Annotated in this window: 10 protein-coding genes and 1 tRNA gene; 8 read left to right on the forward strand and 3 right to left on the reverse strand. The window is 68.8% G+C overall.

Annotation, left to right across the window (positions count from 1 at the left end):
- Positions 1 to 21 precede the first annotated feature (21 nt).
- Entirely contained in the window at positions 22 to 816 is a 795-nt protein-coding gene (locus EGY25_RS07665) for a phosphatase PAP2 family protein (protein WP_135194421.1), read from the reverse strand.
- A 274-nt stretch (positions 817 to 1,090) separates the two neighbouring features.
- Between EGY25_RS07665 and EGY25_RS07670 the strand changes: the two genes are divergently transcribed.
- Both EGY25_RS07670 and EGY25_RS07675 read left to right on the forward strand, forming a co-directional pair.
- Positions 1,091 to 2,980, forward strand: a complete 1,890-nt coding sequence (locus tag EGY25_RS07670; RefSeq protein ID WP_135194422.1) for a ribonucleoside-diphosphate reductase subunit alpha — start codon at positions 1,091 to 1,093, stop codon at positions 2,978 to 2,980.
- 170 nt (positions 2,981 to 3,150) lie between these two features.
- The gene (locus tag EGY25_RS07675; protein WP_245159391.1) at positions 3,151 to 4,023 is read left to right on the forward strand and encodes a lipid A-modifier LpxR family protein; all 873 of its coding nucleotides are present in this window, start codon (positions 3,151 to 3,153) and stop codon (positions 4,021 to 4,023) included.
- Between the two features lie 4 nt (positions 4,024 to 4,027).
- On the opposite strand, the gene EGY25_RS07680 is transcribed toward EGY25_RS07675, so the two are convergent.
- The gene (locus EGY25_RS07680) at positions 4,028 to 5,776 is read right to left on the reverse strand and encodes a gamma-glutamyltransferase family protein (protein WP_135194423.1); all 1,749 of its coding nucleotides are present in this window, start codon (positions 5,774 to 5,776) and stop codon (positions 4,028 to 4,030) included.
- A gap of 145 nt (positions 5,777 to 5,921) precedes the next feature.
- Between EGY25_RS07680 and EGY25_RS07685 the strand changes: the two genes are divergently transcribed.
- The 3 genes from EGY25_RS07685 to EGY25_RS07695 all read left to right on the forward strand — a co-directional run bounded on the left by EGY25_RS07685 (position 5,922) and on the right by EGY25_RS07695 (position 8,253).
- Positions 5,922 to 5,998: transfer RNA gene (locus tag EGY25_RS07685), tRNA-Arg, on the forward strand.
- A gap of 150 nt (positions 5,999 to 6,148) precedes the next feature.
- A complete protein-coding gene (locus tag EGY25_RS07690; RefSeq protein ID WP_135194424.1) occupies positions 6,149 to 6,577 on the forward strand; it encodes a TadE/TadG family type IV pilus assembly protein in 429 nt (142 codons plus the stop codon).
- Positions 6,578 to 6,588: 11 nt separating this feature from the next.
- Positions 6,589 to 8,253: a TadG family pilus assembly protein gene (locus tag EGY25_RS07695; RefSeq protein ID WP_135194425.1), complete on the forward strand. Its 1,665-nt coding sequence runs from the start codon at positions 6,589 to 6,591 to the stop codon at positions 8,251 to 8,253.
- Positions 8,254 to 8,255: 2 nt separating this feature from the next.
- Here the strand turns inward: EGY25_RS07695 and EGY25_RS07700 are convergent, their stop codons facing one another.
- On the reverse strand, positions 8,256 to 9,611 hold the full coding sequence (locus EGY25_RS07700; RefSeq protein ID WP_167762513.1) for a M23 family metallopeptidase: 1,356 nt from the start codon (positions 9,609 to 9,611) through the stop codon (positions 8,256 to 8,258).
- A gap of 318 nt (positions 9,612 to 9,929) precedes the next feature.
- Between EGY25_RS07700 and EGY25_RS07705 the strand changes: the two genes are divergently transcribed.
- The 3 genes from EGY25_RS07705 to EGY25_RS07715 all read left to right on the forward strand — a co-directional run bounded on the left by EGY25_RS07705 (position 9,930) and on the right by EGY25_RS07715 (position 13,805).
- Positions 9,930 to 13,145 carry an intermembrane phospholipid transport protein YdbH family protein gene (locus tag EGY25_RS07705; protein ID WP_245159392.1) on the forward strand — a complete coding sequence of 1,072 codons (3,216 nt, stop codon included), beginning with the start codon at positions 9,930 to 9,932 and terminating at the stop codon, positions 13,143 to 13,145.
- Between the two features lie 77 nt (positions 13,146 to 13,222).
- Positions 13,223 to 13,411 (forward strand): YnbE family lipoprotein, encoded by a 189-nt coding sequence (locus EGY25_RS07710; protein WP_135194426.1) that lies wholly within the window; start codon positions 13,223 to 13,225, stop codon positions 13,409 to 13,411.
- Between the two features lie 34 nt (positions 13,412 to 13,445).
- The gene (locus EGY25_RS07715) at positions 13,446 to 13,805 is read left to right on the forward strand and encodes a YdbL family protein (protein WP_135194427.1); all 360 of its coding nucleotides are present in this window, start codon (positions 13,446 to 13,448) and stop codon (positions 13,803 to 13,805) included.
- Positions 13,806 to 13,832: the final 27 nt, after the last annotated feature.

Consider the following 13,832-nt stretch of genomic DNA (forward strand, 5'->3'; position numbering starts at 1 on the left):
GTCGCGGACGGCGCCGCGGGCCTAGACTTTGGTCGCGGCGATCGTCGTCTCGACCTCGATCGGCGACGGCTCGTCCTGCAGCGGCGCCCGGCGACGCTTCTGCCAGCGCGCCACGCCATAGGCGACCAGCCACAGGGCCATGGCCCAGGCCGCGCCGACGGCCCAGCCGGCGAAGACGTCGGTGGCCCAGTGGGCGCCCAGATAGATGCGGGTCAGGCCGACCAGCAGGGCCATCAGGATCCCTACCCCCAGCACGAAGACCTTGAACCGCTCGCGCGGGAAGGCGCGCGTCAGCATGACGGCGACCGTCAGATAGAAGACGGTGGACAGCAGGGCGTGACCCGAGGGGAAGCTGGCGTTGATTGTCTCGACTGCCTGCATTGCGGCGGGCGGTCTGGCGCGTTCGAACACGGCCTTCAGACCCTCGCTGAGAGCGACGCCCCCGGCCAGGCCCACGACCAGCAGCAGCGACGACAGCCATTTCCTCTGGCTCAGCAGGAAGACGATCACGATCAGGGCGAACAGGCCCAGCACCGAGATGCCGCCCAGCGAGGTGAGGTCGGCCGCCGCCTCCTTCAGCCACCACGGTCCCCACGGCCGGCCGGGATCGTCGGCATAGGGCCGCATCAACGCCAGAATGTGATTGTCGAAAGCGATGCCGTCGGCCTCGGTCATGTCGTCGGCCAGTTCGACGAAGGTCAACACGCCGGCGGCGACGACGAAAAGGGCGGCAAGCGCCGCGATCTCCGTACGGGCGACCGTCAGGACGCGTATCAAAATGGAACGGATGTCGGCCAAGGTCAGGGATTGGGTCATGAACGGCCCAAACGGCCAAGCTCGCCCAATGTTCCGATCACGCGTTCGTGATCGTGTTGTCGCGTGAACGTAAAGGGGCCGTGCTGGCTTGCGCACTGGCTTTTCCCCAGGCCTGCGCGACTTGTCCAAGCGATTCGCCCACTAAGTGTCCGTCAAGCCCGTTGACGGGTCATTAGGCATATGCGCCCTATATGTGGGCTCGGGGAGCGCAGAGGCCACAAGATGATGTGGTTACGGCGCAGGTGGCTCTAGGCTTTTTCTGTTCAGGACGCGGATGACCATGGCTGGCGGCGAGGCATTGAAGACGACGGAATTCCAAGGTGTTGCGGGAACGCAGACGCCTGAACGCCCCCACCTGACGGTGGTGAAATCGGTTCAGGTGGACCGGTCGCGCGACGACCTGCTGACCGATTTCGGCAAGAAGACCCTGGAAGACCGCTATCTGCTGGCGGGCGAGAGCTATCAGGACATGTTCGCCCGCGTCTCGACCGCCTTCTCGGACGACCCTGAACACGCCCAGCGTCTTTACGACTATATGAGCCGCCTGTGGTTCATGCCGGCGACCCCGGTCCTGTCGAACGGCGGCGCGGATCGCGGCCTGCCCATCTCCTGCTTCCTGAACGCCGTGGGCGACAGCCTTGAGGGCATCCAGAACGTCTGGAACGAGAATGTCTCGCTGGCCTCCAACGGCGGCGGCATCGGCACCTACTGGGGCGGCGTCCGTTCCATCGGCGAAAAGGTCAAGGGCGCGGGCAAGACCTCGGGCATCATCCCCTTCATCCGCGTGATGGACTCGCTGACGCTGGCCATCAGCCAGGGCTCGCTGCGTCGCGGCTCGGCCGCGGTCTATCTGGACATCCACCACCCCGAGATCGAGGAATTCCTCGAAATCCGCAAACCGTCGGGCGACTTCAACCGCAAGTCCCTGAACCTGCACCACGGCATCAACATCACCGACGAGTTCATGGAGGCGGTGAAGGTCGGCGCGACCTTCGATCTGAAGTCGCCCAAGAACGGCGAGGTCATGAAGACGGTCGACGCCCGTTCGCTGTGGACCAAGCTGCTCGATATCCGGATGCAGACCGGCGAGCCCTATATGATCTTCTCCGACACGGTGAACCGCCAGATGGCGCCGCACCAGCGCGAGCTGGGCCTGAAGGTCAAACAGTCCAACCTGTGCGCCGAGATCATGCTGCACACCGGCCGCGACCACCTGGGCGTGGACCGGACCGCCGTCTGCTGCCTGTCGTCGGTCAACGCCGAGACCTTCCTGGAATGGCGCGAGGAGCCGATGTTCGTCGAGGACATCATGCGCTTCCTCGACAACGTCCTGGAGGACTTCATCCGCCGCGCCCCGCCCGCCATGGCCGCCGCCGTCTATTCGGCCAAGCGCGAGCGTTCGGTGGGCCTAGGTCTGATGGGCTTCCACTCCTTCCTGCAAGGCCAGGGCGTCGCCTTCGAAAGCGCCATGGCCAAGTCGTGGAACATGCGCCTGTTCAAGCATCTGCGTCGCGAGGCCGACAAGGCCAGCCGCCTGCTGGCCGAAGAGAAGGGCCCGTGCTTGGACGCCGAGGAACGCGGCGTGATGGAACGATTCAGCCACAAGCTGGCCATCGCCCCGACCGCCTCGATCAGCATCATCTGTGGCGGCACCTCGGCCGGCATCGAGCCGATCCCGGCCAACATCTACACCCACAAGACCCTGTCGGGCTCGTTCGCGGTCAAGAACCCCTATCTGGAGCGCCTGCTCGACCAGAAGGGCATCAACACCGAGGCCGTCTGGAGCTCCATCCTCGAACAGGAGGGTTCGGTCCAGCATCTCGACGAACTGGACGAGGACGAGAAGGGCATCTTCAAGACCGCCTTCGAACTGGACCAGCGCTGGGTGGTCGAACTGGCCGCCGACCGCGCGCCGGAGATCTGCCAGGCTCAGTCGCTGAACCTGTTCATCCCCGGCGACGTCAACAAGTGGGACCTGCACATGCTGCACTGGTCCGCCTGGGAACGCGGCGTGAAGTCGCTCTACTATCTGCGCTCCAAGTCGGTGCAGCGCGCCGCCTTCGCCGGAGCCCAGGACAAGGCCGAAGCCGTGATCGACCCGAACCAGCCTGATCTCTTCTCAATGCCCAAGACCGACTACGATGAGTGCCTGGCCTGCCAGTAAGGCCGCCACGCTGACGATCCTGAAGGGCTCCGCGACAGCGGGGCCCTTTTTGCATTGGGAACTCTCGTCTGTCGTCGTCGTTGAAAAGCGACGAAACCATGTCGAAAACCTGTTGGACTCCTGCGCATCGTGGTTGCAGTGTGAGGTCAGCGGATCGGTGGGGAGACCGGATGCGTTTGAAGGCCTGGATTTTTGGTGTGGGGGGCGTGCTGGCGATGGCCGGTGCGAACGCCGTTTCCGCACAGACCTGGGCCCCCAACGCCTTTGACGCTGCGCCAGACGCTGGGCCGGACGCCGCCGCCGTCACTGCCCGCCTGACCGACCAGACCCGCTTCCGCGTCGCGCCCGACGCCCGTTTCGGCCCCGAGATCGAAATCCCGACCGCCTTCCGTCCCGAGGACGGATTGGGCCTGTCCGCCAGCACCCGCCGCGACGTCTGGATCGACCGCACCGACTTCACCGACCGGGTGACGCTGGAGACCGCCGGGCGCCTGCGTCGCGCCGACGGCTCGCCCCTGCCGGTCACCCCCGTCGATCGGGCCGAGCTGGACCCCGACGCCTATGACCTGCGCTATGTGCGCGGTTTCCGCGGCGCGCGGGGACACACCGCCTCGGGCCTGGAAGTCAGCCTGACCCCCCACGCCGGCCTGGGCGTCGGCAGCGAGGGCCGTTCGGCCGAGGCGGGCGTCACGCTCAAGATCGGCGAGGGGCTGGATCGCCTGGCGCCCGACGGCCGCGAACGGTTCGGCGAACGGCCGCGCTGGTATCTGTACGCCGCCGGTTCCGGCCGTGCCGTGGGCTATAACTTCGCTCGCACGCGCGACGGCGACTACGCCCGCTCCGGCTATACCCAGGATAAAGGCAGCTTCCTGGGCGACGCCTCGATCGGCGTGGCCTATCGCCGGGGCGACCTGCAGACTTCGGTCGGGGTCGTCTATCGCGAGATCGACGCGGGCAAGGGCTTGCGCGGCATGAACGGCCTGGACACCGACCTGGACGAGGGTCTGGTCGCCTTTCAGCTGACCCTACGCCCCAGCCGCTGATCCGTCAGCGAACCTCCGATACCGCCACACCCTCGCGACGCGGATCGGCCCCCGCGTCCCACCTACCGTCCCGCCAGATTGCCCCGTGCAGTCCGGAGGTCTCGGTGGCGTTGGGTCTCAACGCCATGCCCGCCGCGCCCAGGGCGTCGCGGATCTCCGGCGCGATCATGTCGGTATCGGCGCCGACCATGTCGCCCCGCACCACCAGATTGGGCAGGGCGATGGCGTCCTGCATCGACAGGCCCCAATCCATCGTCCCGACCAGGGCCTTGGCCACATAGGCCAGAATGCTGGACCCGCCCGGCGAACCGATGGCCCCCACCAGCCGGCCCTGCTTGTCCAGGATCAGCACCGGCGTCATCGACGACCGCGGCCGCTTGCCCGCCGCCACCGCATTGGCCGCCGGATGATTGTCCTCGCGCGGCGTGAAGGAAAAGTCCGTCAGCTGGTTGTTCAGGAAGAAGCCGCCGACCATCCGCCCATTGCCGAAGATGCTCTCCACCGTCGTGGTCATGCTGACCGCATTCCCCCAGGCGTCCACCACGACCATGTGCGAGGTGCCGCCCGGCTCGGCCGTCTGGTCCGCCCCGCGCGGCGGGGACCCCGTCGGGGCGCCAGCCTCGACCGGCCCGTCGACCTGGGGCGCAAGGGCGGCGCGCGCGGCGACATAGTCGGGATCCAGAAGGCCCGCGATGGGCACGCCGACGAAGTCGTTGTCGCCGACATAGCGGTCGCGGTCGGCATACATCAGCCGCTGCAACCGACCGAACGCGACCCAGGCCTGCGGGCTCGCCGCGCCCTTGTCCAGATCCGGCGTCGCCTCGGCCATCGCCAGGAACTGCAGCAGGGCCACGCCGCTGGACGGCGGCGGCGGCACGCAGATCACATAGGCTTGGTAGGGTCGGCACAGGGCGTCGCGACGCAGCGGACGATAGCCTGCGATGTCCGCCTCGGTCAGGGCTCCGGGGCGTGGCCCCTGACGCACGGTCGCGGCGATCTCGCTCCCGATCGCCCCGCCATAGATGACGCCCGGCCCTTGCTGCGCCAGACGTGCGACCGTGTCGGCATAGGCCGGGTTCTTCAGCGTATCGCCCGCCTGATACCGCGTGCCGTCCGGCTTGGTGAAATAGGCGGTGGCCCAGCGGGTCCGCGCCTGGGGGCTGCGGCCGTTGATCATGCCCGCCAGGCGGGGGCTGACCGTGAACCCGTCGCGCGCCAGCCGCTCGGCGTCGCCGAACAGGTCGCCCCAGGCCAGCTTGCCGTGATCCTTCTGCGCCATTGCCAGCATGGCCACCGCCCCCGGCGCGCCGGTCGAGCGACCGGACATGACCGCATCCACGAACGACAATGGCTTGCCGTCCTCATAGAACAGCTCGGGCGTGGCCGAGGCCGGCGCCGTCTCGCGCCCGTCATAGGCTGTCACCGTCCCGGTTTCAGCGTCATAGCTCATCAGGAAGGCGCCGCCGCCCAGGCCCGACGACTGCGGCTCCACCAGCCCCAGCACGGCCTGGATCGCCACAGCCGCATCCACCGCCGACCCGCCGCGCCGCAACACCGTCATCCCCGCCTCAACCGCCAAGGGATTGGCCGCCGTCACGAACGGCCCCCGAGCCTGGGGGGGCGCCGGGGATGACGCCGGCGCGCCCGCCACGATCCGCGGTGTCGCCGCCCCATCCATCTGTGCTGTCGTCTGACACCCCACCAGGACGACGGGCACGAGCAGGGCGGCGATCTGACGACGAAAAGAGCGCATGGAATATCCGGGGAGGCGAGAACGTCCCAAAGGCCTAATCCGTCCCGCGCGCCGCGCCAACCGCTCTATCTGCGCAAAACTGCATTCCCCCGCTTGCGTCCGCCCGATCCGCGAGCTAAAGACCCGCCCTCGCCGCAAGGCAGCCGCACCCGTAGCTCAGCTGGATAGAGCACCAGACTACGAATCTGGGGGTCGGGCGTTCGAATCGCTCCGGGTGCGCCATCATTTTCAAATATATTGATCAACTGACCACGCGTTCAACGCGGTTCGTCAGCTTGGACGCTTGAGATCGCTACGCGAGATCGGCTTGGCGGCCACACGATCCTTTAACTGCGATGGTATACAACCCATGCGAGTAATCGCGAGGTTGGTATGCGCACGCACGGCCATATCCTTCAGAAAAATCGCCGCCGACGAGAGGGCGCGGCCGCGGTGGAGTTCGCCTTGGTGGGGCCGATTCTGGTGCTGCTGCTGATCGCCATCGTGGTTTATGGCGGCTGGTTCCTGATGGCGCAGTCGGTTCAGGCCCTGGCGTCGGAGGGGGCGCGGGCGGCCGTGGGCGGATTGGACGCGGTCGAGCGCGATGCGCTGGCGCGACGCGAGGTGACGGCGGCGGTCCGGGGCGTGGCGCTGGATCCCGATAGAACCACGATCGAGGTTGCGGAGGAGGCCGGGCGGCTGAGGGTCGTGGTCGTCTATGACGCCGGCGACAGTCTGGTCATGGCGCTGGGCGGAATGCTGCCGCGTCCGCCGGTCGTCATCCGGCGTTCGGCGGTGATCCATGTGGGTGAATACTCGTGAGCGGCCGGGGCATGAGCGCTTGGCGTGCGCGGTTCGGGGCGGATCGGCGTGGGGCGGTCGCGGTGATCGCGGCCGTGGCGGGAGGCGTGCTGTGCATCGTGACGGCCGTGACCATCGATCTGGGGGTGCTGGTGCTGCACACGCGCCGGGTCCAGGGCGCGGCGGATCTGGCGGCCCTGTCGGCGGCGCACAATCTAGAGCAGGGCGAAGCCGTTGTCGGTCGCGCGGCCCAGGCGACCGTCCAGGCCAATGTGGCCCCGGATCTCTCTGTCACCGTGGCGACCACGCTCGGCGTCTATGCGCCGGACCCTGCCAAGTCGCGCGACGAGCGGTTCACGGCAGGCGGTCAGACGCCCAACGCTGCGCGGGTTCAGGTGACCAGTCGCGCGCCCCTGTTCTTTACTCACCTGCTGTTAGGCAAGGACGAGGTGCGGGTGACGCGCCGCGCCACGGCGGCTGCGACCGGCGCCCCGCCAAAGGCCATGTTCTCCATCGGCTCTCGCCTGGCGCGGCTGGACGGCGGCGTGGCGAACCAGGTGCTGAGCGGCCTGACGGGTTCGAAGGTCTCGCTCAGCCTCATGGACTATCGCCGGCTGGCGGACCTGGACGTCAATCTGCTGGGCTTCACCGACGCCCTGGCGACGGATCTGGACATCGCCATCGGCGACTACGACCGGCTGCTGGCGACCGATGTCGATGCGGGTCGGGCGCTGACGGTGCTGGAACGCCTCGCGGGCGACGACGACGGCGGCGCCCTGGGCCGGCTGGCCTCGGCCTCGGTCGGGACGAAGGTGAAGCTGGGCGATCTGATCGGCGTCGAGGCCCAGTCGCCGCAAGGAATCCGCGAGGGGCTGGATGCTTCCGTCTCGGCCATGGACCTGGCCATGGCGATGCTGGAGGTCGGGGGCGGGGACCGCCAGATCGCCCTGAACCTGGGCGTACCCGCCGGCCTGGCCGATCTGAAGACCAGCCTGGCCATCGGCGAACGGCCCAATCGCTCGCCCTGGCTGACGGTCACGGCGGACGGCCAGCCGATCATCCGCACGGCCCAGGCGCGGCTCTATGTGCGTGCACGGACGGCCCAGGCCCTGTCGGGTCTGGCGCGGGTCGAACTGCCGATCCTGGTCGAGTTGGCGTCGTCCGAGGCGCGGCTGAAATCCCTGTCCTGCGATCCCGCGCGGTCGGTCGAGGTCGAGGTGCGGCCGGGCCTGGCGCGCGCTTCCATCGGCGTCGTGGACGAGACGAAGCTGGACGATTTCAAGACCGGCCTGTCGCCGCAACGCGCCACCCTGCTGTCGGTCCTGGGTCTGGTCAGCATCACCGGCAAGGCGGACGTGGAGGCGGCCGATGCGGGGTTCAAACCGTTGAGGTTCGACGACGCCGACATCGAGGCGCAACGGATCAAGACCGTGGCCTCGCGCAGCTTCGCCAGCGGTCTGGTGTCCAGCCTGTTGGGTCGGCTGGATTTGGACGTAAACGTGGTCGGCCTGGGTCTTGGTCTGGGCGATCTGACCAAGGCTCTGAGCCGGCTGCTGGAGCCGTTGGGGCCGGTGCTGGAGGGCGTGCTGAACCCGGTGCTGGACGTGCTGGGGCTCCGGCTGGGCGAGGCCGATGTGGCGGTGCACGGCCTGTCATGCCCGAGCGAAGGCCGATCGACGCCGCGCCTGGTCGGCTGAATTCAGCCGTGCGCGGGACGCAGGCCCTCGGCCGAGGCCTGTTGCATCGACGGGCGCTTCTGACCGCCCGAGGCGATGATACGGTCGATACGGGCCTTTTCGGCGCGGAAGGCGGCCAGATCGGCGCCGGCCAGTTCCGTGCCTTCCTGGGTGCGCACGCCGGCGGGATTGATCCGCCGTCCGCCGCGCCACAGCTCATAGTGCAGGTGCGGGCCGGTCGAGGCGCCGGTCGAACCGACATAGGCGACGATCTGGCCCTGGCTGACTCGCTGGCCGGCGCGGATGCCCGAGCCGTAGCGCGACAGGTGGCCGTAGCCGCTTTCGAGACCATTGTTGTGGCGGATGCGCAGCCAGTTGCCATAGCCGCCCCAGCGGCGGGCCTCGACCACCACGCCGTCGGCGGGGGCGACGACCGGCGTGCCGGTGCCGGCGGCGAAGTCGATGCCCTGGTGCATCTTCTTGTAGCCCGAGATCGGATGGGTGCGGAAACCGAAGCTGGACGACACCCGGCGGAAGCTCTGCAGCGGGGTGCGCATCATGGCCGAGCGCAGGTTCTTGCCGTTGGCGTCGAAGAATTGGGCGTCCTTCGCTCCGGCCGGCTTGAAGCGATAGAAGGTGACGCCGCGCAGTTCGGCGTACATCAGGTCGCCCACGTCCACGGTGCGGCCGGCCTCGGTCACTTCACGGTCGAAGACCATGGTGAACTCGTCGGTGGCGCGGATGTCGCGCTGCATGTCGAACTTGGTGGCGAACAGGCGGCTGGCGGAACGGACGATGGAGGCGGTGGCGCCCAGTTCGCGGGCGCTGGCGGACAGGGACCGCTCGACGTCGCCCTTGAGCACCACGGTCTCGTGGGTGACTTTTTCTTCCAGCGAACGCAGGCGCAGGGCGCCGTCGAAGCTGCGCGACACGGTCAGTTGGGACGCCGGGCCGGTGCGCATGGTCAGGCCGATCAAGCGGGCGTCGCCCCGGCCGTCGCGCGGCTTGGCGATGGCGGTCTCAAACTTCAGCCCGGCGCGCAGATCTGCGAGGTCGAAGGCGTTGGCGACGGTGGCGGCGACGGCGCTGGCTTCTTCCGGCGCGACGCCGGTACGGGCGACGGCCTGCTCGAAGGTTTCGCCGCGGCGAATCTGGACGTTGACGGCCTCGGGCGCGGTCATGCCGGCGGGGGCGTTGGCGGAGGCGAAGGCCTTGGCTTCCATGGCGGCCATCTGGGCCGAGGTCAGCGCGGGAACTTCTTCGGCCTGAGCGGGTTGATAGGCTCTACCGGCGAGCATCGCCACCGAGATTGCGGCGACAGCCGTAAGCATGTGCGGCGCGAGCCGCATCGGCTGGCGGCGTGGGTCGAACTGAGCCATCGGTCCCCGTCGTATTGCGACGCCTGCGGCGCCAAAGCGTTACTCGTTCTCGAAGTTCGCGCCGATCGCCCATGGCGCGAGGGCGGTGCTATACCTTGCCTGTCTCACTTTGGGAAGACAGACCGTTACAAACGGTTAACGTCCGAATCAGGATCGGTTGGCGGTGTGGACAGACGCGACAGCCTGCGCCCCTTTATCGCCCAGCTTCACCGCCAAGAAACGCGCCGTCGGATGCCGCCTGTGACGCTTTGATCTTGTGCTCGGGATCAGGATGGCGAAGGTGATCGGCGACCTGTTTCAATCCCGCGATCGACCCGCTTGACCGACCCCCCCGCCACATCCCTGTCCCGGCCGCCCAAGGCCGACAAGCCGCGTCGCCGCGTCCTGCGCGTCGTCGCTGTCGGCGTCCTGATCCTGGTGCTGCTACTCGGCGTGGCGGCGGCGCTGCTTTATCTCAACCGTCGGGCGGTGGCGCGCGACGTGCTGGTGGGCTGGCTGGATCAGCGCGGCATCCAGGCCGATGTCGAGGTCGAGCGCGTCGAGATCGACGGCTTCGTCGGCCGCATCCGCATCGGCGATCCCAACAATCCCGACGTCGTGGTCGAGCGGGCCGAGGTCGATTACGCCGTCGCCCTGCCGTGGTCCAGGACCGGCCTGGGCGTCACGCCCAGCCGCATCCGCCTGGTTCGGCCCGTTGTGCGGACCAGCTGGAAGGGCGGCAAGCTGTCGCTCGGGTCGCTGGACCCGCTGGTCAAGGAGTTCACCGGCGGACCGCCGCGCCCGGACCAACGCAGTCCTCTGGTCATCGTCGAGGGCGGTCGCGGGCGGCTGGACACCGAATATGGGCCGGTCGAGATCCTGGCCGACGCCCGCATCGACGACGGCAAGCTGATGCGGCTGGCGGCGCGCCTGCCGACAGCGGCGCTGAAGAGCGGCGAGGTCGAGGCGCGGGGCCTGTCCGCGACGCTGGACCTGACGACCACGGGCGACCGGGTGGCGCTGCGGCTGCTGGCGGCGGCAGACGCCTTCACGACCCCCGCAGCGCGAGGGCAGGGGGCCAATCTGACCCTGGCCGGCGACCTGCCCTATCCCGATCTGAAGACCCGACGCGGCGACGGCCGGGTGGTTCTGGACGCGCGCCTGACCGGCGCACGCCTGGGGACCGAAACCGTCGGCGCCCGCAACGCCGATGTCACGGCCCAGTTCGACGGCGTCGTCTCCGGCTGGATCGAGACCTTCCGCCTCGAAGGCGCGGCGACGTCCGCATTGGAGGCGGCTGCGGTCCAGGGCGCGGGCCTTAACATCGCCGATGTCGCGGCGACGGCGACGAAGGCCAAGCTGACGGTGTCGCGCGACGACGCCCTGCGCTGGAGCGTGAACGGCCCTCTGTCCCTGGCGGCGGCTTCGGGTCGGATGGGCCAGACGACCATCGGCCGCCTGTCGCTGATCTCGCGCGCCCTGAGCTTCGGCGGCAAGGACTCGGCCTTCGAGGCGACCGGCCCGGTCAGCGCGACCTTCGACCGGTTCGGCTTCGGCGACTTGGCGCTGAAGCGCGGACGCGCCGACCTGAACCTGGATGTCGTCAGCGACGGGGTGATCCAGATCGGCGCCGACGGGGCGCTGCGCGCCGCCGACGGCGCCTGGCCCCTGTTCGGCCCGGTCGGTCCCGACGACATCGCCGAGCTGGCCGAGATGAAGCGGGCGCTGGGCAGTTTCGCCCTGAACGCCCCCGCGATCCGGTTCGCGACCGGCACGGCAGGCACGACGGTCGTCCTGCCTCGTCCCGTGACCCTGACCCCGGCCAACAGCGGCGTCCTGACGGTGGCCCAGGCCGGGGAGGGCGCCTATCAGGCCGAGCCGGGACGACCGGGCGGCGGCGCGCTGAGCGTCACCGCGACGCGCGGCAAGGGCCTGCCGGAAATAACTGTCGCCGTGCCGAACTGGCGGCTGACCGAAACCGGTTTCGAGGCGACCCTGGACGGCCGAGCCCGTCTCGATTTCGACCTGGCGCGCGGCATCGACGCCAGGACGCGCGGCGTCCTGGCCATGGCCGACGGGCGGCTGACCTATGCGACCCCGGACTGCGTGGACCTGACGGTCGAGCGGCTGGAGCTGGACGAGAACGACGTGCATCAGGTCGCCGGCAAACTGTGCCCCGCCGGCGGTCCCTTGCTGACATCGAAGGACGGCGTCTGGCGTGTCGTCGGCGCCTTCGATCAGGTCTCGGCCCAGGCGCCTTTCCTGGGCATGCGGTTCGCCGACGCCTCGGGTCGAGTCACGGTCGATGGGACCAAGGCGGGCGTCGGCCTGACGGCGAACGTCACGGCCGCCCGCGCCATCGACGCCCTGACCCCCGCAAGGTTCGAACCCCTGGCCGCGACCGGCTCCGCGACCCTGGCCAATGAACGTTGGACCGGCGCCTTCGACCTGAAGGGCACGGGCGAGGCGGCGGCGCATACGCTGGGCCGCCTGACCCTGGCGCACGACGGCCGCACGGGTTCGGGCGGCATCGTCATTGCGGCCCCCAATGTGACCTTCGCCGAGAACGGCCTTCAGCCGGCGATGCTCAGCCCCCTGGCCGCTGACTTCCTCGCGTCGCCGGTGAATGGCTCCGTCAGCTTCGACGGCCGGTTCGACTGGACCAAGGAGGCCGAGCCGACCTCCAGCGGGCGGCTGGTCACGCCGGGCCTGGATTTCGTCAGCCCGGCCGGTGCGGTCAAGGGCCTGCGCGGCGACGTGGTCTTCAGCAGCCTGACGCCCCTGATCACCGCCCCGAACCAGAAGCTGACGGCCGACAGCCTGGCGGTCGGCACAGCGGTCACGGCCCTGGACGTGACCTTCTCGGTCAACGAAGCCGGCGTCCTGATCGACGGCGCCCAGGTCGCCGCCGGCGGCGGAACCGTCTCGGTCGAGCCCTTCACCGTCCCGCTGGACGCGACCCAGCCCTACAGCGGCGTCATCGTGCTGGACCGGGTGCAGCTGGGCGATATCGTCGCCGACACCGGCTTCGACGACAAGGTCACGCTGGACGCCGTGGTCTCGGGCCGTCTGCCCTTCATCATGGATCCCAAGACGGGCCTGCGGATCACCGCCGGGACCCTGGGCGCGGTCCAGCCGGGCCGTCTGTCGATCAAGCGCGAGGTCCTGACCGACGTCAATGCGGGCGGCGGCGGCGAGGAACTGCCCTCCGGCATGGTCGAGGATCTGGCCTATCAGGCGATGGAGGACCTGTCCTTCGACGTGCTCAGCGCCGATGTGAACAGTCTGGACGGCGGCCGGGTCTCGGTGCTGTTCCACATTCGCGGCCGCCACGATCCGCCCCAGCGCCAGGAGCTGCGCCTGACGATCGCCGAGCTGATCAGCCGCGAGTTCCTGAACCGCAAACTGCCCCTGCCGTCGAACACCCAGATCGACCTGACGCTGGACACGACCCTGAACGCCAACCAGCTGATCTCGGACCTGCTGGCGGTCAATCGCGCCCGCCAGGGTCAGCAAGACCCTGAACCGACCACGACGCTGGCGCCCGCCGATTGAACTTCACCATTCAGCGCGCGTTCACTTGGCGACGTGCTATTAGAGCCATCATTCTCGGCCGAACCGGAGCCCACGTCATGATCAACAAGCGCCAACTGGCCGGCCTCGGCTTCGGAGCGGTCGTCGTCGCCCTCGCGGCCTGCGCCCCGACTATCCGTCTTGAGGTCGCGCCGATCCAGATATACGCCAAGCTGGACGCGGACGTGCGCGTCCGCCTGGACCAGGAGCTGCAGACGCTGCTCCAGCAAAACCCCAATCTCTTCTGATCTCCCGCTTCTCTTCTGAAAGGGACAGGCTGACATGACCTTCCGCAAACTCTTCGTCATCGGCGCCGCCGTCGCCGCCATGGGTGTCGCCGGGGCCGCCATCGCCCAGACCGGCGCTCAAAAGGCCCAGATCGACCAGGCCAAGGCCGCCGGCGTCGTCGGCGAACAGGCCGACGGCTACCTGGGCTTCCGCACTCCGACCTCGGACGCCGGCCTGCGCGCCGCCGTCGACGCCACCAACGCCGGCCGCCGCGCCGCCTACGCCCGCAGCGCGACCGACGCCGGCACCTCGGCCGATGTCGCCGGCGCCAGGATGTTCGAATCCCAGCTCCTGCCCCGCATCTCCTCGGGCCAGTGGTACCGCAACGCCCAGGGCCAGTGGGTCCAGCGCTAAGCTAAAAGACCGTCGGCCCTCGGCTTG

Origin of the sequence: Brevundimonas intermedia, assembly GCF_004614235.1 — a bacterium.
GTDB classification, from domain to species: domain Bacteria; phylum Pseudomonadota; class Alphaproteobacteria; order Caulobacterales; family Caulobacteraceae; genus Brevundimonas; species Brevundimonas intermedia_A.